General features: G+C 63.2%; 21 protein-coding genes. 11 read left to right on the top strand and 10 right to left on the bottom strand.

The window, feature by feature from the left end; translation table 11 throughout:
- The first annotated feature begins 81 nt into the window (after window positions 1-81).
- On the top strand, window positions 82-1524 hold the full coding sequence (locus EOA13_RS09815) for an MFS transporter (protein ID WP_127291854.1): 1443 nt from the start codon (window positions 82-84) through the stop codon (window positions 1522-1524).
- 11 nt (window positions 1525-1535) lie between these two features.
- On the opposite strand, the gene EOA13_RS09820 is transcribed toward EOA13_RS09815, so the two are convergent.
- Window positions 1536-2240, bottom strand: coding sequence for a nitroreductase (locus tag EOA13_RS09820; protein ID WP_164780034.1), 705 nt, complete (start codon window positions 2238-2240; stop codon window positions 1536-1538).
- Window positions 2241-2465: 225 nt separating this feature from the next.
- Between EOA13_RS09820 and EOA13_RS09825 the strand changes: the two genes are divergently transcribed.
- Genes EOA13_RS09825 through EOA13_RS09845 form a run of 5 tightly spaced genes read left to right on the top strand, consistent with a single transcriptional unit; the run spans window position 2466 to window position 10005 of the window.
- Window positions 2466-3008, top strand: a complete 543-nt coding sequence (locus EOA13_RS09825; protein WP_164754263.1) for an XRE family transcriptional regulator — start codon at window positions 2466-2468, stop codon at window positions 3006-3008.
- A 20-nt stretch (window positions 3009-3028) separates the two neighbouring features.
- A complete protein-coding gene (locus EOA13_RS09830; RefSeq protein ID WP_127291859.1) occupies window positions 3029-5482 on the top strand; it encodes an FAD-dependent oxidoreductase in 2454 nt (817 codons plus the stop codon).
- Window positions 5479-6384, top strand: coding sequence for a homocysteine S-methyltransferase family protein (locus EOA13_RS09835; RefSeq protein ID WP_127291862.1), 906 nt, complete (start codon window positions 5479-5481; stop codon window positions 6382-6384). Before EOA13_RS09830 ends, EOA13_RS09835 begins: the two co-directional genes overlap by 4 nt.
- Entirely contained in the window at window positions 6377-7558 is a 1182-nt protein-coding gene (locus tag EOA13_RS09840; protein WP_127291865.1) for a pyridoxal phosphate-dependent aminotransferase, read from the top strand. The genes EOA13_RS09835 and EOA13_RS09840 overlap by 8 nt, the downstream gene beginning before the upstream one ends.
- On the top strand, window positions 7555-10005 hold the full coding sequence (locus EOA13_RS09845) for an FAD-dependent oxidoreductase (RefSeq protein ID WP_127291868.1): 2451 nt from the start codon (window positions 7555-7557) through the stop codon (window positions 10003-10005). The genes EOA13_RS09840 and EOA13_RS09845 overlap by 4 nt, the downstream gene beginning before the upstream one ends.
- Window positions 10006-10154: 149 nt before the next feature.
- Here EOA13_RS09845 and EOA13_RS09850 read toward each other — a convergent pair whose 3' ends face one another.
- From EOA13_RS09850 to EOA13_RS09885, 7 genes are all read right to left on the bottom strand, one after another.
- Complete coding sequence (locus EOA13_RS09850) at window positions 10155-10742, bottom strand: NAD(P)H-dependent oxidoreductase (RefSeq protein ID WP_127291870.1); 588 nt, start codon at window positions 10740-10742, stop codon at window positions 10155-10157.
- Window positions 10742-11323, bottom strand: a complete 582-nt coding sequence (locus tag EOA13_RS09855) for an NAD(P)H-dependent oxidoreductase (RefSeq protein ID WP_127291873.1) — start codon at window positions 11321-11323, stop codon at window positions 10742-10744. Before EOA13_RS09855 ends, EOA13_RS09850 begins: the two co-directional genes overlap by 1 nt.
- A gap of 205 nt (window positions 11324-11528) precedes the next feature.
- A complete protein-coding gene (locus EOA13_RS09860; protein ID WP_127291935.1) occupies window positions 11529-12932 on the bottom strand; it encodes an FAD-binding oxidoreductase in 1404 nt (467 codons plus the stop codon).
- On the bottom strand, window positions 12932-14233 hold the full coding sequence (locus EOA13_RS09865) for a cytosine deaminase (protein WP_127291876.1): 1302 nt from the start codon (window positions 14231-14233) through the stop codon (window positions 12932-12934). The genes EOA13_RS09860 and EOA13_RS09865 overlap by 1 nt, the downstream gene beginning before the upstream one ends.
- Window positions 14234-14419: 186 nt before the next feature.
- Window positions 14420-15271, bottom strand: a complete 852-nt coding sequence (locus EOA13_RS09875) for an ABC transporter permease (RefSeq protein WP_127291882.1) — start codon at window positions 15269-15271, stop codon at window positions 14420-14422.
- Window positions 15258-16085, bottom strand: coding sequence for an ABC transporter ATP-binding protein (locus tag EOA13_RS09880; protein ID WP_127291885.1), 828 nt, complete (start codon window positions 16083-16085; stop codon window positions 15258-15260). Before EOA13_RS09880 ends, EOA13_RS09875 begins: the two co-directional genes overlap by 14 nt.
- Window positions 16086-16097: 12 nt before the next feature.
- Window positions 16098-17102: an ABC transporter substrate-binding protein gene (locus EOA13_RS09885; RefSeq protein ID WP_127258460.1), complete on the bottom strand. Its 1005-nt coding sequence runs from the start codon at window positions 17100-17102 to the stop codon at window positions 16098-16100.
- Between the two features lie 265 nt (window positions 17103-17367).
- Here EOA13_RS09885 and EOA13_RS09890 point away from each other — a divergent pair, with 265 nt between their 5' ends.
- The 4 genes from EOA13_RS09890 (at window position 17368) to EOA13_RS09905 (ending at window position 19328) form a co-directional block, all read left to right on the top strand.
- The gene (locus EOA13_RS09890) at window positions 17368-17751 is read left to right on the top strand and encodes a RidA family protein (protein WP_127291888.1); all 384 of its coding nucleotides are present in this window, start codon (window positions 17368-17370) and stop codon (window positions 17749-17751) included.
- Window positions 17752-17805: 54 nt separating this feature from the next.
- Window positions 17806-18609 carry a creatininase family protein gene (locus EOA13_RS09895; RefSeq protein WP_127291891.1) on the top strand — a complete coding sequence of 268 codons (804 nt, stop codon included), beginning with the start codon at window positions 17806-17808 and terminating at the stop codon, window positions 18607-18609.
- 168 nt (window positions 18610-18777) lie between these two features.
- Window positions 18778-19032, top strand: coding sequence for a type II toxin-antitoxin system ParD family antitoxin (locus tag EOA13_RS09900; protein WP_023812358.1), 255 nt, complete (start codon window positions 18778-18780; stop codon window positions 19030-19032).
- On the top strand, window positions 19032-19328 hold the full coding sequence (locus EOA13_RS09905) for a type II toxin-antitoxin system RelE/ParE family toxin (protein ID WP_127291894.1): 297 nt from the start codon (window positions 19032-19034) through the stop codon (window positions 19326-19328). Before EOA13_RS09900 ends, EOA13_RS09905 begins: the two co-directional genes overlap by 1 nt.
- Before the next feature lie 21 nt (window positions 19329-19349).
- On the opposite strand, the gene EOA13_RS09910 is transcribed toward EOA13_RS09905, so the two are convergent.
- Both EOA13_RS09910 and cobD read right to left on the bottom strand, forming a co-directional pair.
- Window positions 19350-19859, bottom strand: coding sequence for a tyrosine phosphatase family protein (locus EOA13_RS09910; protein ID WP_127291897.1), 510 nt, complete (start codon window positions 19857-19859; stop codon window positions 19350-19352).
- Window positions 19856-20905 (bottom strand): threonine-phosphate decarboxylase CobD, encoded by a 1050-nt coding sequence (cobD, locus tag EOA13_RS09915; protein WP_127291900.1) that lies wholly within the window; start codon window positions 20903-20905, stop codon window positions 19856-19858. The genes EOA13_RS09910 and cobD overlap by 4 nt, the downstream gene beginning before the upstream one ends.
- On the opposite strand from cobD, the gene cbiB reads away from it, so the two are divergent.
- Window positions 20904-21872, top strand: coding sequence for an adenosylcobinamide-phosphate synthase CbiB (gene cbiB, locus EOA13_RS09920; RefSeq protein ID WP_127291903.1), 969 nt, complete (start codon window positions 20904-20906; stop codon window positions 21870-21872). The genes cobD and cbiB overlap by 2 nt on opposite strands.
- Window positions 21873-22086: the final 214 nt, after the last annotated feature.

A 22086-nucleotide genomic window follows, 5' to 3' on the forward strand; every position in this document is an offset into this window, starting at 1 on the left:
GACAAATGGCCGCCCAACCGGCCCAAGGGATATGAAAATCCCGTCTCAGAGTCGGCACATTCGTTTGGTTCGAACATCCCCATGACCGCAGAACTATCCGCCGGCGCCACGGATCGCGCCGATGTGTCGGCCAGAGCCTTGCTCCTGCTGCCGCTGACGGTCGCCTGCGGTGTCTTCATGACCAGCCTCGACCAGAACGTCGTAGTGACGGCGCTGCCCGGCATCAGCGAAAGTCTCGGCCGCCCGCCGAGCCAGCTCGGCCTGCTGATCACCGTCTACGTCGCCAGCCTGATCATCTCGATGCCGCTTGGCGGCTGGGCCGCCGACCGCTTCGGACTGCGCAACGTCTACTGCTTTGCCTTGCTGGTGTTCGCCGCCTCGTCGGCGCTCTGCGGGCTGTCCGACAACATCTGGACGCTGGTCGGCGCCCGCGCGCTGCAAGGCTTTGGCGGCGCCTTGATGGGCACGCTCGGCCAGGTCGTCATCCTGTCGACCTTTCCGCGCAGCCGAACGCTGAAGATCAACATGTACATCTCGCTCGCCGGCCAGTCCGGACCGTTGGTCGGTCCGCTCGTGGGCGGCGCGCTGACCACCTACATTTCCTGGCGCTGGATCTTCTTCATCAACGTGCCGTTCGCGCTGGCTGCGGCAATTCTTGCTGCCTCGCTATTTCCGACGATGACCAAGCCGGTGCGCACGCCGTTCGATTTTCCGGGCTTCCTGCTGGTCGGCAGCGGCATGGTCCTGCTGGTCTTCGGCATGGATTCGCTTGCCGCCAAGGATGCCGCGGGCGGCATCATCGCCGCCGAACTGGCGCTGGCGCTCGTCATCCTGACCATCGCCTCGTTCTACTGCCTGCGCGTGCGCAATCCGCTGCTCGATCTCAAGCTGTTGCGCATCCGTACCTTCCGCATTTCGTTCCTCACCGGTGGCGGGCTGGATACGATTGGGCTCAGCTCGGTGGTGTTCCTGCTGCCCTTGATGTTCCAGCTCGGCTTCGGCATGAGCGCGGTGCAGGCGGGATCGCTGACCTTCGTCGCCGCGGTCGGCTCCGTGGCCATGCGGTTCTTCATGCCGCGTGTCCTCAACCGTTTCGGCTTTCGCCGCGTGCTGGTCTACAACACGCCGATCGTCGCCATCATGGTCGCCGGCTTCGCCTTGATGCAGGCGACCACGCCGGTCTGGATCGTGCTCGCCTACATCTTCGTCTTCGGCGTCTTCCGCTCCGCGCAATGGGCTTCGACCGGAAACCTCGCCTATTCCGACATCGCGCCCGAGCAGCTCGCCCGTTTCAGCGCGCTCTATTACATTCTGTGGCAGCTGGCGGTGGCGATCAGCGTTGGCCTGGCCGCCGCGGCACTGTCGTTTCTGGCGGGCGGCGGCCCTGCCGTCGCCGACGACTTTCGCATCCTGTTCGTGATCGAGGGCGTCATCACGCTCTGCGCGCTGCTTGCCTACCTCAAGCTGACGCCGCAAGACGGCGCCCATGTCAGCGGCCACGGCGCACAGATGAACACGGAATGAAGCTGGCTGGCTTACTCGCTGAACGTCACCCACTCTTCCAGCGGCACGCGGTCGGTGCGGAAGGCGTTTTCAGGTTTTGAGATATCTTCATAACCAACCGCCATGCCGCAGACGACGATCTCTTCGTCCGGGATGTCGAGCACCGGCCTGATCTGCCGGTGATAAGGGGCGAATGCCGCTTGCGGACAAGTGTGCAAACCCCTGCCTCTGGCTGCGACCATGATGTTCTGCAGGAACATGCCGTAGTCGATCCATGAGCCTTGGTTGAGGCGGCGGTCGATGGTGAAGATCATGCCGACCGGGGCGTCGAAGAAGACGAAGTTGCGGTCGTGCTGGGCGCGCATCTTGTCGACCTCGCGACGACCGATCCCGAGCGCGCCATAGAGGCCGAAACCGTTGGCGCGGCGGCGGGTCAGATACGGCTCGAAGAACTGCGTGGGATAATACCGGTACTCGTCCCAGTCAGCTTTTTCGGCGCGAATGCCGGAATTGAGGATGGCGTCTGATATCCGCTGCTTGCTCTCGCCCTTGGCGACATAGACCTTCCATGGCTGCATGTTGGTGCCGGATGGGGCGCGCGCCGCAACCGCCAGAATGGCGCGGATGGTGTCGTCGTCGACCATGTCGGGCAGGAATGCGCGCACCGAACGGCGCGACAGGATCGCCTCGTCGACAATCTCGGCATCGCCCGCGATTCGGGGGTTATTTTCCAGCATGGGCCGTCCCTTACCCTTTGTCTCGATCGGACGTCCCCACTCGCCGCTCTCGGCGGAGCCTTTGCATGAACCGTCAAAATCGCGCAAGCAAATCTTGTGCATCCGTGAAAATCTACTTGATTTTTTCATGAGCTTGATTTCTCATGAAATTTGACGGTATTTTTTCATGAAGAGAGCGTTTTGCCTTCGACTACCGCAAGAACATTGCAGGGACCTGACGAACGCGTGCTGGCCGGCGATATCAGGGCCCTGCGCAAGGCGCGCGGGCTGACGCTCGCCGAGATCGGCCTGAAGCTTGGCCGTTCGGTCGGCTGGGTCAGCCAGGTCGAGCGCGGCCTATCGACGCCATCGCTCGGTGACCTCCGAGCCTTCGCCGAACTGTTCGGCGTGCCGATCAGCCTGTTCTTCAGCCATGACGTGCCTGTCGAAAGCGAGCGCGGCGTGGTCGTGCGTGCCGGCCGGCGCCGCACGCTTGGCACAAGCGAATCCGGCCTGGTGGAGGAGCTTCTGTCGCCCGATCTCGGCGGTAGCTTCGAGATGGTGCGTTCGGTCTTCGCGCCGGGCGCGGAACTGAAGGCCGAGGCGCAGCGACCGACCGAGGAAGCCGGATACGTCGCGTCCGGACTGTTCGACATCGAGATCGGAGGTGTCTGGCATCGGCTTGGCGAGGGCGACTCCTTTCGCTTCGAAGGCAAGCCCTACCGCTGGCGCAATCCGGGTGCCGAGCCTGCAATTATCATCTGGGTGGTTTCACCACCCGTCTATTGAGTTCAAGTTTGGAGAAGAACATGGCGGGTTTGCCGAGCACGGCGCGCGTGGTGATCATCGGAGGCGGTGCCGTCGGCACCTCCGCGCTCTATCATCTCGCCAAGGCGGGCTGGACCGACTGCGTGCTGCTCGAAAAGTACGAGCTGACCTCCGGCTCGACCTGGCATGCCGCCGGCAATGTGCCGACCTTCTCCTCGTCCTGGTCGCTGATGAACATGCAGCGCTATTCGACCGAGCTTTATCGCGGGCTGGCCGACGCGGTCGACTATCCGATGAACTATCATGTCACTGGCTCGCTGCGCCTTGCCCACTCGAAAGAGCGCATGCAGGAATTTCAGCGCGCCAAGGGCATGGGCCTCTACCAGGGTATGGACATAGACATTGTCGGTGTCGACGAGATCCAGCGCCGCTATCCTTTCATCGAGACGCATGATTTGAAAGGCGCACTTTACGACCCAAGCGATGGCGACATCGATCCGGCGCAGCTCACCCAGGCGCTGGCCAAGGGTGCGCGCGACATGGGCGCGAGGATCATCCGCTTCTGCCCGGTCACAGGCGTGCGCCGTGAGAACGACGAATGGCTGGTCGAGACGGCACAAGGTGAGATCCGCTGCGAGATCGTCGTCAATGCCGCCGGCTACCGCGCTGCCGAAGTCGGCCGGATGTTCGGCCGCGACGTGCCGATGATGGTGATGAGCCATCAGTACATATTGTTCGAGGAAATCCCCGAGCTGGCGGCATGGTCGAAGGAACAGCGGAAGAAACTGCCGCTGCTGCGCGACGTCGATACCTCCTACTATCTGCGCCAGGAGAAGAACGGCATGAATCTCGGCCCCTATGAGCGCAATTGCCGCGCGCATTGGGCCACCCACAACGACCCGATGCCGGAGGATTTTTCCTTCCAGCTGTTCCCCGACGACCTCGACCGGCTGGAACATTATCTGGCCGACGCCGTCGCCCGCGTGCCGATCCTTGGCACCGCCGGCCTGTCCAAGGTCATCAACGGCCCGATCCCCTACACGCCGGACGGCAATCCGCTGATCGGCCCGATGCCCGGCGTTCCCAATGCCTTCGAGGCCTGCGTCTTCACCTTCGGCATTGCCCAGGGTGGCGGCGCCGGCAAGGTGCTGGCCGAATGGGTGACAGAGGGCCAGACCGAATGGGACATGTGGTCGTGCGACCCGCGCCGCTTCACCTCCTTTGCCTCGGCGCCGGACTATTGCGTCGCCAAGGGCATGGAGATCTACGGCAACGAGTATGCCATCCAGTTCCCGCGCCATGCCTGGCCGGAAGGGCGCGACCGCAAGCTGTCGCCGATCCATGATCGCATCAAGGCGCTCGGCGGCCGCTTCGACGCCTACAATGGCTGGGAGCGGGCCACCTGGTACGCACAAGACGGCGATGACATTTCCGAGGAAGCCACGCTGACCTTCCGCCGCGACGGACCGTGGCATCATCGCGTGCGCGAGGAATGCCTGGCCGTGCGCGACGCCGCTGGCATTTTGGACCTGCCGGGCTTCTCGCGCTTCAATCTCGACGGTCCCGGTGCCGCCGAATGGCTGAGCCTGCAGGTCACCGGCCTGGTGCCGAAGCCAGGCCGCATCGGCCTCGTCTATTTCGCCGACGACAAGGGCCGCATCGTCACCGAAATGTCCGTGGTGCGCCACGACGACAACCTGATGACGCTGATCACCGCGGCGGTCGCGCAATGGCACGATTTCGAGTGGCTGAAATCGCGCATGCCCAAGGACGCACCGTTCAAGCTGATCGACCGGACCGAGGAATTCTCGACCCAGATCCTGGCAGGCCCGAACTCGCGAAAAATCCTCGCTGATGTCTGCGAAGCCGACCTCACTCTGTCATGGCTGACGCATCAGGAGACAAAAATCGCCGGCCGCTGGGCGAAGCTTGTGCGCGTCTCCTTCGCCGGCGAACTCGGCTGGGAAATCCACACAAGGGTGGACGACACCGCCGCGATCTTCGATGCCATCTGTGCGGCAGGCCAGCAGCACGGGCTGAAGCCGTTCGGCATGTATGCGCTGGATTCGCTCAGGCTCGAAAAAGGCTACCGCACCTGGAAGGGCGACCTGTCGACCGACTATTCGATCCTGCAGGGCGGGCTCGAACGCTTCGTCAAATGGGACAAGCCCGACTTCCGTGGCAAGGCGGCACTGCTGAACGAAAAGCAGCAAGGCGTGAAGAAGCGCTTCGTCACGCTGGTCGTCCAAAATCCTGGCGACTGCGACGCCCCTTCGGTGTCGACGCTGTGGCATGACGGCAAGATCGTCGGCGAGACGACCTCAGGCGGCTGGGGTCATCGGGTCGACAAATCGATCGCGCTCGGCATGCTGCGCGCCGACCTGGCCGAACCAGGTACATCAGTCGAGGTCGAAATCTTCGGTGACCGCTTTCAGGCGATCGTGCAGAAGGATGAACCGCTGTGGGATCCGAAGAACGAAAGGCTGCGCGCATGAAGAAAATCATCCTCACCGATGGCGGGATGGGCCAGGAACTGGTCCGCCGCAGCAAGTCCGAGCCGACGCCGCTATGGTCGGCCAGGGTGCTGATCGACGAACCGGATCTGGTGCGCGACCTGCACGCGGAATTCATCCGTGCCGGCGCCCGCGTGATCACCATCAACACCTATTCTGCGACACCCGAACGCCTGGCGCGCGAGGGCGCGGAAGACCTCTTCAAGCCATTGCAGAAGCGCGGCATCGAATTGGCCGGGCAGGCCCGCGACGAAGCCGGCGATGCGGCCATCGCCGGCTGCCTGTCGCCGCTTTTCGGCAGCTATGCACCGGCGCTGACCATTTCCTTCGAGGACACGCTCGATATCTACCGCCGCATCGTTGCCGAGCAGGCCGAGGGCGTCGACCTGTTCCTGTGTGAAACCATGGCGTCGGCGGACGAAGCCCGCGCGGCGGTCACCGCGGCATCGGAAAGCGGCAAGCCGGTATGGGTGTCGTGGACGCTGGCCGACCACGGCAAGCCGCGGCTGCGCAGCGGCGAAGCAATAGCCACCGCGGCAGGCGCGCTCGATGGCCTGGCAGTCGCCGCGCGGCTGGTCAATTGCTGCCGGCCGGAAGCAATCGCCGCGGCTTTGCCTGACCTGATCGACCTCGGCGGCCCGGTCGGCGCCTACGCCAATGGCTTCACTTCAACCGAAGCACTCAAGCACGGCGGCACCGTCGATGTGCTGCACGCCCGTCACGACCTTGGCCCGGATGCCTATGCCGACCAGGCGATCGGCTGGGTCGAGGCTGGGGCAAGCATCGTTGGCGGCTGCTGCGAAGTCGGACCACCGCACATCGCCGCTCTGCGCGACCGGCTCGAACAGGCCGGCTACGAAATTTCGGGAGTTTTGCATGCCTAGACCATCATCGCGTATTTCCGGCATCGTGCCTTCGGGCAAGGACGGCTGGGAAGTCCATTTCGCCGCCTGGACGCGCAAGGAGGCCGGCGAAGACATCATCATGCTGTCGGTCGGCGACCATGATTTCGACACGCCTTCGCAGACCATCGAAGCCTGTGTGACCGCGGTTCGCGGCAGCAATCATCACTACACCCCGCTTCCCGGCTTGCCGCGCCTGCGCAGGGCGATGGCGGCGGCCTCGACCGCCTGCACCGGCGTCGAGACGTCGCCGGATCAGGTGATCGCCACACCGGGTGGCCAGGCCGCACTCTACGCCGCCGTGCAGGGCGTGCTCGACCAGGGCGATCACGCTATCGTCGTGGCGCCCTACTATGCCACCTATCCCAACACGTTCAGCGCTGCTGGCGCTGAGTTCACCGTCGTCGAGACACCGGCCGAGGATGGCTTCCAGCCGCGTGCCGACATGATCCGCGCGGCAATCCGGCCGAACACGCGCGCCATCCTGATCAACACGCCGAACAATCCGACAGGAGCTGTCTATTCGCGCGAGCGGCTGGAGCAGTTGGCCAAGGTATGCCGGGAGCACGACCTCTGGCTTCTGTCGGACGAAGTCTACTGGACGCTCGGCGGCGGCGAGCACGTCTCGCCGCGTTCGCTGCCGGGGATGGCCGAGCGTACGCTGGTCATCAATTCGATGTCCAAGAGCCACGGCATGACCGGCTGGCGCATGGGCTGGCTGACGGGGCCGGAGGAGATGATCACGCTCATGATCAATCTCAATCTGGTGACGACCTACGGCCTGCCGGCCTTCATCTCGATCGCTTGTTCCGAGGCGCTGGAGAACCGTTACGGCGTCAAGGAGATCGCCGAACGTTACGCGGCACGCCGCACCGTCTTGCTCGACGCCGTGCGGGGCATGAACGATGTCACCGTGCGCGGTTCGGAGGGCGGCATGTATGTCATGCTCGACATCTCGGCCGTCGAACCGGACGACGAGAAATTCGCCTGGGCCCTGCTCGACAACGAAAAGGTTGGCGTGATGCCCGGCTCCAGCTTCGGCGAGGCGGCCGCCGGCCACATTCGCATCAGCCTCTGCCAGCCCGAACCCGTGCTGCGGGAAGCTGCACTTCGTCTGCGCCGCTTTGCTTCCAGCTACCGTCGCGAGGCAGCATGACCGCCAAGGCAGTTCCCGCCAAAGCAAGAGCGGTCATCATCGGCGGCGGCGTTTCCGGCTGTTCGGTCGCCTATCACCTGGCCAAGCTCGGCTGGACCGATATCGTGCTTCTCGAACGCAAGCAGCTGACGTCGGGCACGACATGGCACGCCGCCGGCCTGATCGGCCAGTTGCGCGGCTCCCAGAACATGACCCGGCTGGCGAAATATTCCGCCGACCTCTACGTCAAGCTGGAAGCCGAGACCGAAGTCGGCACCGGCATGCGCCAGGTCGGCTCGATCACCGTGGCGCTGACCGAAGAACGCAAGCACGAGATCTATCGGCAAGCATCGCTGGCGCGCGCCTTCGATGTCGATGTTCGCGAGATTTCGCCCAAGGAAGTCAGTGAGATGTACCCGCATCTCAATGTCTCCGACGTCGTTGGCGCCGTGCACCTGCCGCTCGACGGCCAGTGCGACCCCGCCAACATCGCCATGGCGCTGGCCAAGGGCGCGCGCCAGCGCGGCGCCACCATTGTCGAGAATGTGAAGGTCACGAAGGTCCACACCAAGGCCGGCCGCGTCACCGGCGTGTCCTGGGCACAGGGCGAAGACCAAGGCACCATCGAGGCGGACATCGTCGTCAACTGCGCCGGCATGTGGGCGCGCGAACTGGGAGCGCAGAACGGCGTCACCATCCCGCTGCACGCCTGCGAGCATTTTTACCTCGTCACCGAACCGATCCCCGGCCTCGGCCGGCTGCCGGTGCTGCGCGTGCCGGACGAATGCGCCTACTACAAGGAAGACGCCGGCAAGATGATGCTGGGTGCCTTCGAGCCGGTGGCAAAGCCCTGGGGCATGGACGGTATTCGCGAGGATTTCTGCTTCGACCAGTTGCCGGAGGACATGGAGCATTTCGAGCCGATCCTCGAAATGGGCGTCAACCGCATGCCAATGCTGGCTACCGCCGGCATCCACACCTTCTTCAACGGCCCCGAAAGTTTTACGCCGGACGACCGCTATTATCTCGGCGAGGCGCCCGAACTCTCCGGTTATTGGATGGCGACCGGCTACAATTCGATCGGCATCGTCTCTTCCGGAGGCGCCGGCATGGCGCTGGCGCAATGGATCAACGACGGCGAAGCCCCCTTCGATCTCTGGGAAGTCGACATCCGCCGCGCCCAGCCGTTCCAGAAGAACCGCCGTTACCTCCGGGAGCGCGTCTCCGAAACGCTCGGCCTGCTCTATGCCGACCATTTCCCCTATCGTCAGATGGCGACGTCGCGCAATGTCAGGCGTTCGCCGCTGCATGAGCATCTGAAGGCGCGCGGTGCCGTGTTCGGCGAAGTCGCCGGCTGGGAGCGCGCCAACTGGTTCGCTCGTGAGGGCCAGGAGCGCGAATACCGCTATTCCTGGAAGCGGCAGAACTGGTTCGACAACCAGCGCGAGGAACACCTTGCGGTCAGGAACAAGGTCGGCCTGTTCGACATGACCTCGTTCGGCAAGATCCGTGTCGAGGGCCGCGACGCCTGTGCCTTCCTGCAAAAGCTCTGCGCCAACGACATGGACGTCGTGCCGGGCAAGATCGTCTACACCCAGATGCTCAACCAGCGCGGCGGTATCGAGAGCGACCTCACCGTCTCGCGCCTGTCGGAAACGGCGTTCTTTCTCGTCGTGCCAGGCGCCACGCTGCAGCGCGACCTTGCCTGGCTGCGCAAGCATCTGACCGACGAGTTTGTCGTCATCACAGATGTCACCGCTGCCGAAAGCGTGCTCTGCCTGATGGGACCGGACGCGCGAAAGCTGATTCAAAAGGTGAGCCCGAACGATTTCTCCAACGAGGCCAATCCGTTCGGCACGTTCCAGGAGATCGAGATCGGCATGGGCCTGGCCCGCGCGCATCGTGTCACCTATGTCGGTGAGCTCGGCTGGGAACTCTATGTCTCGACCGACCAGGCGGCCCATGTTTTTGAGGCAATCGACGAGGCAGGGGCGGATGTCGGCCTGAAACTCTGCGGCCTGCACACGCTGGATTCCTGCCGCATCGAAAAGGCGTTTCGGCATTTCGGCCATGACATCACCGATGAGGACAATGTCCTGGAAGCCGGCCTCGGCTTCGCGGTCAAAACAGCCAAGGGCGACTTCATTGGCCGTGATGCCGTGCTGAGGAAGAAGGAAGCCGGACTGTCACGCCGGTTGATGCAGTTCCGCCTGAAGGACCCGCAACCCCTGCTTTTCCACAACGAAGCGATCCTGCGCGACGGCAAGATCGTCGGCCCGATCACCTCGGGCAATTACGGCCATCATCTCGGCGGCGCCGTTGGGCTGGGCTATATCAAGTGCCAGGGCGAGAGCGAGGCGGACGTGCTGGGCTCATCTTACGAGATCGAGATCGCCGGCGAGCGTTTTGCGGCGGAAGCATCGCTGAAGCCGATGTACGATCCGAAGTCGGAGCGGACCAGGATGTAGCGCTGTCTTCCCTTCTCCCCGTTTCACGGGGAGAAGGTGGCCCGAAGGGTAGGATGAGGGGCGGCGCCAAGGTCCGAAAAGTTCGCGCTGCCCCTCATCTGCCTGCCGGCATCTTCTCCCCGTAGAACGGGGAGAAGGACGCCAATTCCCTAAAACCGCTCCAGCTTCGCCCGCACCTTGCCCAAAAACGCCGCCCGGCTCCGCGGCGTCGAAGCATCCATCAAATAGTGCGCCAGGAAAAACGTCCGGCAGCGCGTCGCGCATAGCGCCCGCATGCCGCGCAGCAGGGTCTTGCGTCCCGGCTGGCCGACGACGACGCTCCACCAGGTCGGGGCGCCGCAGGTGGTGATGACACCGACCTTGGTCACATGCGTCATCAGCGACTTGATCCGCCCCTTGCCGGCCGGCAGCTTGAAGGCGACGTCCGTCGCCCACACCCGGTCGAGCCAGCCCTTCAGCATCGCCGGCAGTCCGTACCACCAGGTCGGATATACAAACAGGATCGCTTCGGCCCAGTTGAGCAGCTCGAAATGCGGCTTCAGCGCCGGGTCCTGCGGCGCCTGGTCATTGTAGGAGCGTCGCTCGTCGCAACCCATCACCGGGTCGAACTTCTCGGCATAGAGGTCGAGCAGCCGCACCTCCCAGCCTCGTCGCATCAGCACGTCGATGGCGGTATCGCGAATTGCTGCACAGAAGCTGTCCGGCACCGGATGGCAGTAGACCACCAGCGCGCGCATCAGAAGGCATCCATGCTGGCCGCGACCTTGGCCATGAAGGTCTTGCGCGTGCTGTCGGTCGACAGATTCATCGAATAATGTGCAAGATAGCTCACCGGTGCGCCCGGTTTGACGGTGGCGCGCAGCATGCGCTTGATCAGTTTGCGCGGCGGATCACCCATCAGCATGGCGCGGAACCGGCTGCCGCCATAGGTAGTCACCGCGGCAACCTTGCGTATGTTGTGCAGCGACGGCTGCGCCTTGCCGTCGACCAATTTGAACGACACGGCGGGCAGGAAGACGCGATCGAAAAAGCCTTTCAGGATCGCTGGAAAGCCGTAGTTCCAGACCGGATAGGAAAGCACCAGCGCATCGGCGCGCAGCAGGCGTTCGACATAAGGCGCGGCAGCGTCAGCGGCGCCGCGCTGATTGTGGTAGCCCAGCCTTTCCTGCCGCGTCATCCGCGGATTGAAATCCTCCGCGTAGAGGTCGCAGTCATCGACCGTATGGCCCGCCGCCGTCAACCGCTCTACGATCATGCGGTGCAGGCCGGCATTGAAGCTGGTCTCGACCGGATGGGCGTAAAGGACGAGGATGTTCACAGGGGAATATCCGCAAGGTCAGTGCGAGGCACCCCCCTCTGCCCTGCCGGGCATCTCCCCCGCAAGGGGGGAGATCGGACTGCCGTATCGCTTTCGCTAACTGTCGACGCCGCAGAATGGTCGCGACTCAAAGGCTGCCAATCTCCGCCCTTGCGGGGGAGATGTCCGGCAGGACAGAGGGGGGTACTCAAGCGCAAACCTCTCCTCATCCCACTCTCTGCAGCCCCTTGAACAGAAAAGTCCGACCCGAACGGTAGTCGTAGTCCGGGTTCTCCCAGGCGATCATCTTGCCGGGGTTGAGCAGGCCTTGCGGATCGGTCTCGCGCTTGAAGGCGAGCTGCACGGCATCCGTCTGCTTCATGCCGCCCTCTTCCAGCGTGTAGCGATGCGGGTTGAAGATCGGGCAGCCATTCTCCTCATGCAGCCGCATGATCTCGTCGAGCCTTGCTTCAGTGGTGAACTTGACCAGCGGCAGGCCGAAGCAGGTGATGTTGCCGTCCAGCCGTACGAATTCCAGATGCGAGAAAACCTCGCCCGGAAACATCGCATCCATCTTTTCGACCAGCGCCAGTTGCTTGGGAAAGGGATAGAGCGACTGCAGATAGGTAATCGAAGGATCGACGCGCAGCGCCCTCAGTGTGGTGTGGTTCCAGGCCAGCTCATAGGCCGGTGGCAGGCCCTTTTTCTCGTCCAGCGTCGCTGAGGCTGCATTGAAGATCACCTCGCCGCCGGCACGGCGATTAAAGGCCAGGAAGGCATCTAGCCCGTGCCGCGCCACCATGACGACGCAGATGCTCTGCCCCTGCTTCAGGAATTTCTGATGCCGCTTGAAATAAAGCTGTGGCACGGGTGCCGCTATCGGCGTGATCAGCTTGGTCAGGATACCGTCCTGGCACGCCAGCGCATTTCCATAGCGGGCCGCATCCATGAAAGCGTCGAAGCCGACGATGACGTCGATCCATTCATAAGCCGCGGTCAGCGGCATCTCGACTTCGGTGATGATGCCGTTGGTGCCATAGGCATGGGTCACCTTGTGCAGATCCTCGCCGGTGAGTTCGAGCGCTTTCGGCTCGGCCTCCATGGTCACCACCCGCAGGCGCAGCACATTGCCGAAATCGCGCAACCCGCCGAAATTGATCGAGCCGACGCCGCCCGAACCGCCGGCGATGAAGCCGCCGATCGAAGCGGTGTTGTAGGTGGAGGGCGACAGCCGCAGCTCCTGCCCGGAATGCGCCCGCGTTGCCTTGTCGATATCGGCCAGAATGGCCCCCGGTCCGGTCACGACGCGACCCCGGGCGATCGACTTGATCTCGTTCATCTCGGCAAGGTTGAGCACGACGCCGCCGGAGAGCGGCATCGCCTGGCCGTAATTGCCGGTGCCGCTGCCGCGCGGTGTCACCGGCACGCCATGGCGATGACACGTAGCAAGCACGCGTATCAGTTCGGTCTCATTCCTTGGCGTCACGATCAGATCGCCGGTGACATGGTCCAGTTGCTGCTTCAGCACCGGGCTGTACCAGTAGAAGTCACGGCTTTTCTGCTGGACGATGGCCGGGTTGTCGTCGACCTTGAGCCCGTCAAGATCGCGTTTGAGCGCCGAAAAATCCATCATTCCACCATCAGTTCGTCGAGTTCGGCATAGTCGGGCAATTGCCGGTCGATCGCCTTGCCGCCGCGCACCACGATGCGATCCGATTCGGGCCGCGAGAGCAATTCCGTCCAGCTTCGGCCTTTGAACAGGACAAAATCGGCATCGCCGCCGGCGGCAAGCGTGCCGAAGCCATCAAGCCGCATCACCTTGGCCGGCGTCGCGGTGACCGCTTGCGGCCAGTCGGCGACCGGATGATCGAAATGCAGGATGCGCGTCGCCAAGCGGTAGACCTCCAGCATGTCGAGATCGCCATAGGCGTAGAAGGGATCACGCGTGTTGTCGGAAGCGACTGCCACCGGAACCCCCCTCGCCTTCATCTCGTGCAGCAGCGTCACGCCGCGCCAGCGCGGCGTGGTTTGGTCGCCGCGCCGGTCCTGCAGATAGAGGTTGCACATTGGCAGCGAGACGATGGCGAGCCCCGCTTTCGCCACCTTGTCCAGCGTGTCGAGCACATCGAGGTCCGGCTGGCGCGCAAGCGAGCAGCAATGGCCGACGAGGATCTTTCCTTCGAAACCGTTCCAAAGAGCGGCCTCGGCGATCTTCTTCAGCGATATGGCGGAGATGTCATCGGTCTCGTCGGCATGGAAATCGAGATCGAGGCCATGCTTGATGGCTTGCGCGAAGACATGGTCGAGCAGTTCTTCGAGGTCCGGCACCATATAGGTGACGACACCGAGCACGCCCTTTGCCGCGGCAACCCTTTTTGCCAGTCTGTCGAACCACTTTTTGTCGCGCACGCCTTCGATGCCGAGCAAACAGGCGCCCTGCAACTCAATGCGGCCGCGCCATGTCTCGCGCATCGCCTCGAACACCGGCCAGGAGATTTCCTCCTGCGGCGCGACGCTGTCGAGATGCGTGCGCAGCGCCCTGGTGCCATGGGCGTAGGCTGAGCGCAGCGAGAAATCCATCCGTTTCGCAACGTCCTCGGCGCTCCAGCGTGCCACACGATCGGCGCCGGCGGCATTCAACGCGCCCATGAACGTGCCGTCGGGATTGGGCTTTCGCGGCCAGATATGGCCCTTGTCGATATGCGTGTGGCAGTCGACGAAGCATGGCAGGATTATACGGCCGGCGAGGTCGATGGCATCGGCACGTGCCTTCGATTTGCCATGCGCTGCAATGCTGGAGACCTTGCCGTCGGCGACGGCAATGTCGGCCAGCGCGAAACCGTCATTATCGTAAGTTGCAGTAAGGCCCGACGTCAGTGATTGATGAACACGGACGTTAGCGAGCTGATAAGAGCCGGAGGCTGGTATCAAGGCCTGCCCCCCTCTGTCCTACCGGACATTTCCCCCTCAAGGGGGGAGATTGGCTGCTTCAGCCACGCCGCTCCTCTTGCAACATTTGAAATTGGCGAAAACAAAACATACAGTTGATCTCCCCCCTCGAGGGGGAGATGGCCGGCAGGCCAGAGGGGGGCGTTTCGCACCAACCTTTCAGTCATCCTAGCGCTCCTGCTTCAGTGCGCTTTCGTGCCAGCGCCGCAAAATGAGATGCGAAATCAGCGACAGCACGAGGAAGATCAAAATGCCGGTCAGCGAGATCAGGAACAGCGCCGCGAACAGCCGCGGCGCGTTGAGCCGGTAGCCGGCCTCGATGATGCGCGAGGCAAGGCCGGACGACTGGCCGGTGGTGCCGGCGACGAACTCGGCCACCACCGCGCCGATCAGCGACAGGCCGCCGGCGATCTTCAGCCCGCCGAGGAAATAGGGCATCGCCGCCGGCAGCCTGAGATAGCGCAATTGCTGCCAGCGCGTCGCGCCGTTGAGCTTGAACATGTCGCGCAGATTGCGGTCGACGGAGTTGAGGCCAAGCGTGGTGTTGGACAGGATCGGAAAGAAGGCGACGATCCAGGCGCACAGCAGAAGCTTGGTCGTCTGGTCGTTCACATAGATATTGATCAGCGGAAAGATCGCCACGATCGGCGTCACCTGCAGCACGATGGCGAACGGGAAGAACGACATCTCCACCCATTTCGATTGTGCGAACAGCACCGCCAGCCCGACCCCGCCGACGACCGCCAGAGCCAGGCTGAGGAAGGTGATGCGCAAGGTCACCAGCAGTGAGGAAAACAGCAAGCCGGCATCGTTGTAGAGCGTCCACAGAACCACGCCGGGGCGCGGCAGGATGTATTGCGGGATCTCGTTCCAGACGCAGATGCGATCCCACAGCCAGATCGCCAGCATCATGATCGCCAGCGGCAGCACCCAGCGGCCGATCCGTTCGAACCGCTCCTGGCGCACGCGGCGTGCTTCCTCGGGGTCGAGTTCGAGCACGCGCTCGTCAATGGCCGTCATGATGCGCGCCTGCTGTTGAATTGATGGCCTGGACCAGCACATCGGAGGCCTGACGGCAGAGCGCCGCATAGTCGGGCGAAGTGCGAAACGCCTCGTCGCGCGGATAGGAGGCCTCGATGGCGAGTTCGTCGAACACCCTGCCCGGCCGCGCCGCCATGACGACAACGCGGTTGGAGAGGAACACGCTTTCAAAGACGCTGTGGGTGACGAAGACAACGGTGAAGCGTTCGTCCTGCCACAGCTCCAGCAGATCATTGTTGAGCTTGAAGCGGGTGATCTCGTCCAGCGCTGCAAACGGCTCGTCCATCAACAGCACGCGCGGTTTGGTCACCATGGCCCGCGCGATCGAGACGCGCATCTTCATGCCGCCGGACAGTTCGCGCGGCACCGCATCTTCGAAGCCGGTCAGGTGCACCCGCGCCAGCATTTCCGTCACCACTGGCGCGGCACTGGCGCGGCTTACGCCTTTCAGCCGAAGCGGCAGCCAGACATTGTCGAAGACGCTGGCCCAGGGCAGCAGCGTCGGCTCCTGGAATACGAAGCCGATGTTCGAGCGGTCAAGCGCGCCGCCGCCGCGCCAATCGAGCACGCCGGAGGTCGGCGTCGACAGGCCGGCGATCAGCCGCAGTGCCGTCGACTTGCCGCAGCCCGACGGTCCGAGCAGGCTGAGGAAATCGCCTTCCCGGATGGTCAGGTCGACATCGCTGAGCGCCGTCACGCCGTTGGAAAATACCTTGCCGACGCCGCGCAGCGCCAGAAGCGTCGGGGCCGTACCCGACACAGCCGGCGCTGGCGCCACTTTTTCCCTTATCATGCGGGGACCGGCCTATTTCTTCAGCTCGAGCCCGACGCCCTTGTTGATGAAGGTCAGCGTGTAGGCCTTCTTGATGTCGATGCCGGCTGGCGTGACCTTGGCCTTGACCATCTTGTCGTAGAAACTCTTGATCCGCTCGTCGGTCATGGCGCCGATGCCGAGCTTTTCGGTGTCGCCGGAATCGGCCAGGCCGAACTTCTTCATCTGCTCGATCGAGAACGCGATCTGCTCGTCGCTCATGTCGGGATTGTCTTTCTTGATCAAGTCGTTGGCGGCCTTGTTGTCGCCGTAGAGATATTTGTACCAGCCCTTGGCGGAGCCATCGACGAAGCACTGGACTACCTCCGGCTTCTTGTCGATCGTGTCCTGCATCACCTCGATCGTCGTAGAGTAGGTGTCCCAGCCATAGTCGGCGAGCAGGAACTGGTTCGGCACGAAGCCGCCCTCCTTCTTGACCGCGAACGGCTCGGAGGTGACGTAGCCCTGCTGGATCGACTTCTTGTTGGCGAGGAAGGGAGCGGTGTTGTAGGTGTAGGGCGCGCGCTTGGAGGCATCGAAGCCGAGTTCGATGACCATCCACTGGAAGAAGGTCTGCACGCCCTCGTCACCCAATATGTACTGGTCGGCGTTCTTCAGGTCCTCCCATTTGTCGAGCCCTTCGCCGGGATGGGACATGATGACCTGCGGGTCCTTCTGGAAATCCGCCGCCACCACGCGCATGGGAATGCCTTGCTGCACGGCATCGAAAGCCGACAGCAGATTGCCGCCCATGTAGAAATCGATCTTGCCGGCCAGCAGCATCGGCCGGCCGCTGACCTGCGGACCGCCCTGCATGATGGTGACGTCGAGGCCGCAGGCAGCATAGGTGCCGTCCGCCACGGACTGGTAATATCCGCCATGCTCCGGCTCGGCCAACCAGTTGGTGCCGAAGGTGACTTTCTCATTCGCAGCAGCACCCAGCGTGCTGGCTGCAAGCAGGGCCACAACCGCCACCGAGATCTTCTGTTTTCCGTACATCGACACCACCCTCTGTTTGCTCCGGCGCGCCACGCGCCAGGCTCGACACCAAAGATTCAAGAAGCAAGACACATGCCACCGGCGTCTGGCGCCGGGGCCGCCCGCTTGAAAGACGTTGCCATGCCAAGCGCGGACGGGTCATGCTGTACGGAAGGCATCGTGCCTATTTTTTGAACGGCTGTCCATAATCGCCCGGGCAACATGCACCGCCATCTTGAAGGTGTAGTGGGTCCGGCTTTAGGCTGACGGCATCCAGGAGATTGCCATGTTCAGATTCCTCACCCCGAAGTCGATCAAGCCGCCCTTTGCTCGCTACAGCCACGGCGTCGAGGTGCCGGCTGGCAAGCGGCTGGTGCTGTGCTCGGGTCAGGTCGCCATCACCGCGGACGACCAGATTCCCGAAGACGCCGGCGCGCAGGCCGAACTCTGCTTCCGCAACATCGAAGCGATTCTCGGCGAAGCCGGGCTGGGCCTACGCGACATCATCCGTATCAACGCCTATGTCACCGACCGCGCGCATCTGCGGCCCTATATGGATGTCCGCGACCAGCTGTTTTCCAGCCCCGCGCCGGCCTCGACGCTGATGATCGTTTCCGGCTTTGCCCGCCCCGAATTCAAGGTCGAGGTCGAGGCCATCGCGGCCGGGTGATCGACAGACAACCTCCGCCGCGCTAGGTCTGGCCGTTCATCGAAGAGGCATGACATGACTGTTGCGAAGAAACGTGTGTGGTGGGGGGACTACCGGACCACCGAATACGCCTCGATCGATCCGGAGGCGACGATCGCCGTGCTGCCGGTGGCGGCGATCGAGCAGCATGGCCCGCATCTGCCTGTCTCGACCGACACCTCGATCATGAACGGCATGCTCGACACGGTCATCGCCCGCCTGCCCGACAATCTCGACATCCGCATCCTGCCGGTCCAGGCGGTGGGCAAGTCGAACGAACATCTGCATGCGCCGGGCACCCTCACTCTGCCGGCAACCACGCTGATAGAAGCCTGGACCGAGCTTGGCCTGTCGATCGCGCGCGCCGGGGTGCGCAAGCTGATCGTGGTCAATTCGCATGGCGGCAACGAAGAGATCATGGGCATTGTCACGCGCGAACTGCGCGTGCGTGAAAAGATGCTGGCGGTAAAGACCAGCTGGCAGCGTTTTGGTCGTCCGGCCGGCATGTACACCGAACTGGAGGACCGTCACGGCATCCATGGCGGCGATGTCGAGACCTCGCTGATGCTGCATTTCCGGCCGGACCTCGTCGACATGGGCAAGGCCGACAATTTCGTTTCCAATGTCGCCAAGGCCGAGAAGGAATTCTCGCTGCTGCGCCACACCGGCACCCACGCCTTTGCCTGGATCGCTGGCGATCTCAACCCGAACGGCGTCGTCGGCGATGCCAGCATCGCAACGGCGGAGAAGGGCCGGCTGACGGCAGAATATCAGGCCGACGGCTTCATCAGCCTGCTGCGGGATGTCCGCAAGGCGAAGCTCGCGGACTGGCTGACGTAGCCTCCAAACCAGTGGTCTGGCATCGAAAGGCAAACGCTGTCCTCTTGAACAAACCAGGCGACGGAGGGCGGATCAGACAATCACGCTTTTGCACAAGAGATTTCCGGACAAGAGATTTTGACAAACTTTGCCAAAATGGACCATACTGGACGGGATATGGAGACCAGTATGGCAACGATGAACGTATCATTGCCCGACCCGATGAAAGATTGGGTTGAGGCGCAAACCGAAACGGGCCGTTACGCCAACGCGAGCGACTATGTGCGCGATTTGATCCGTCGGGATCAGGAGCGCAACGACAAGATTGCCGCCATGCAGCGCTTTGTCGATGATGGCTTGAAGAGTGGCATCGGCAATCGATCCAGGGACGCGCTTTTCACGGAGGCGGTTAAACGCGCTGAAAAGCCATCCGGCAATAGGTAGTGGGATTTCGCCTTTCTTTAGCCGCGGAAGAGGACATCGTCGGTATTGCCGAGCAAGGGGTGCGCCTGTTCGGCGCTGTGCAGGCCAGACAGTATCATGACGAGTTGTTCACGATCTTTGACCTGATCGCTGCCAGTCCCCGAATAGCGCGGGAGCGGCTTGAATTGAGGCCACCGATGCGTATCCATCCCTTCAAAGCCCATCTTGTCGTCTACCGGATCGAAGCCGACGACGACGTGTTCATTGTCCGGGTACGCCACGGGCATGAAGATTGGGCGAATGAAGGCACTCGATAATCGAACAACGACGTGGGGCAGCTAGCTGTCGATCCTCAGCGCGAAGGGCGTGCCTTCGAAGGCATCGGCGCCGCGCCCGATCGATTCGATCGCCTCGATCATGCGGCCGTTGCGATCAAGCAACGCATCGGCCACCGCGATCAGTCGCGGATTGGGTGTTGCCGAGGGCGACAGCGCCCGCAGCGTCCGCGCCAGTTCGGCCTCGTCGCGTTTCGGCGCCAATGCGGCCGCGATGATATAGGCCGAAGCCGTCGAGCGGCTGATGCCGGCATAGCAATGCACGAGCATCGGCCTTGCCCGGTCCCAGCGGCGCGCGAAATCGAGCAGGTTACGGACATGCTCCTCGCCCGGCATGGTCATGCCGTCCTGCGCCGCCGCGATGTCATGCATGACCAGATGCAGATGGTTTTCTCGGGCGATCGACGCCGGACGGACCACCTCCGTTCCGGCGGCAAGCAGCGACAGCATGCGGTCGGCGCCGGTCCTGGCCACCGTTTCCTCGATCTTTGCCAGCGAACAGACATGGATCATTGTTTTGAACCCTTCGATTGATGCTCGCGCCGCGACGCCCATTCGGCAAGAGCGGTCTCGAGCCGCTGCCATTCCTCCTCACTCCCCGGCAGGCCGGCGCGCAGAACGTCAGGCCGATCGGCAAAATGGCGAAGCAGGATGCCGCGCTCGCCGAGCGCGGCAAACAAATCGGCGGCATGCGGCAGGCGAAGAAAACGAAACAGCGTGGTGCCGCCCACGACGGGAATACCGAAGCGGCCGAACAGCGCATCGAGCCGCGCCGATTCATCAGCCAGCGCCGTCCGCATCGCGTCCTGCCAGCCAATATCGGCAAGCGCGCGGATGCCGTATTCCAGCGCCGGGCCGGCGACGGCCCATGGCCCGAATTGTGTTTCCAGCCGTTCGACCGTCACAGCATCGGAAAGTGCAAAACCGAGCCGCAGGCCGGCCAGACCAAAGAACTTGCCGAACGAGCGCAGCACGACGACGACGCCCTGGCCGACATCGCCGCAGAGGCTATGCTTGCGCGGCCCAACATCCATGAACGCTTCGTCGACAACCAGCAGCCCGCCCTTGGCGCGCAATCCGGCGGCCAGAGCCAGCAACCGGTCGCGCTCGATGACACGTCCATCCGGATTGTTCGGATTGACGATGATGGCAAGGTCGGCGTCCGCCAGGTCAGCGAAATCGCCGACCTCGGTCACCGCGTGCCCGGCGATCACTGCTGCGCGGGCATGTTCGGCGTAGGTCGGACCCAGCACCAGCGCCCTTCCGGGGGTAATCAGCGAGGCGACGCGCGGCAACAGGATCTGCGTGCCCGGTGCCGCCACGATGTTGGCTGGCGACGGCGCCCCATAGGTGCTGGCCGCGATCTCTATCAGGTCGCGCGCGCGCCCTGATTCCGGCAACCGCGACAGGGTGGTGGCGGGCAGGTCGAAAAGCGGGTAGGAGTGCGGATTGATACCGGTCGAGAGGTCGACGAATGGCAGCAGGGCGTTGGGAAAAAGCGCCCTCGCGCGGCCAAGACTTCCACCATGGTCCACAACCGCCCCATTAAGAAGCTTCATGTCAGTCCTGATCGCTTTCCTGTCATTGGCCGTCGAATTCGCCCTCGGTTACCCCGATTGGCTGTTTCGCGCCATCGGCCATCCGGTGACGTGGTTCGGCAGGCTGATATCCTTTCTCGACCACAGGCTCAACCGCGCCACTGATCCCGACGCGCTGCGTCGCAAGCGTGGTGTCCAGGCGCTGCTGGTCATCGTGCTGGTGCCGGCGATAATTGGCCTGGGCGTGCAGATCCTGTTCTGGTTCGTTCCCATGGGCCTCGTCATCACGGCCCTTCTGGCAACGTCGCTTCTGTCGCAAAAGAGCCTCTATGAGCATGTCGAGGCGGTGGCTGACGCGCTCGACACCGGCGGCCTGGCTTTGGGCCGCGTTGCCGTTTCGCGGATCGTCGGCCGCGACCCTGAAACGCTCGACAGGGCCGGCGTCTGCCGCGCGGCGATCGAGAGCCTGGCCGAGAATTTCTCTGACGGCATCGTCGCCCCCGCTTTCTGGACCGGCGTCGGCGGCCTGGCCGGCGGCGCCGCCTACAAGGCCGCCAACACCGCCGATTCGATGATCGGCCACCGCACCCCGCGCCACGAGGCGTTCGGCTGGGCAGCGGCGCGCTTCGACGACTGGATCAATCTACCGGCGTCGCGGCTGACGGCGCTGCTGATCGTGCTGGCGGCGTTCCTCGTCAAAGGCGCTGATGCGAAAAATGCCTGGCATGCGGTATTGCGCGACGCGAAAAAACATCGCTCACCCAATGCCGGCTGGCCGGAAGCGGCGATGGCCGGCGCGCTCGGCCTGTCGCTCGCCGGACCGCGCAGCTACGGCGGCGTCCTGGTCGACGACGTCTTCATGGGCGAAGGTGGGCGGCGCGAAGCCGACAGCCTCGACATCAGGCAGGCGCTGAAACTCTATCGCGTTGCCGACTATCTGCTGATCGCCCTGTTCGGGTTGGTTTCGGTCGTTGTCATTCTGGCGTGACCTCACCGCCTCGTGAGTTCTCTCCCGAAGGGAGGAAGGGAGCCGTGCTGCAACAGGTTCGCGCCTTTCCTCTCCCCCGTCAATCGGCTAGAGCGGGATGAATTTAGGTTGGGCATAGCCTGCCTCTGTGAAGTAATTTCGGCATTCGGTTGACGTGACGGTGCCGAGGATTTGGCCGATGGCGTCACAGACGGTTTCGACTGTTCGCTTGGCA

Origin of the sequence: Mesorhizobium sp. M7A.F.Ca.US.011.01.1.1, from assembly GCF_003998295.1 — a bacterium.
Lineage (GTDB): Bacteria > Pseudomonadota > Alphaproteobacteria > Rhizobiales > Rhizobiaceae > Mesorhizobium.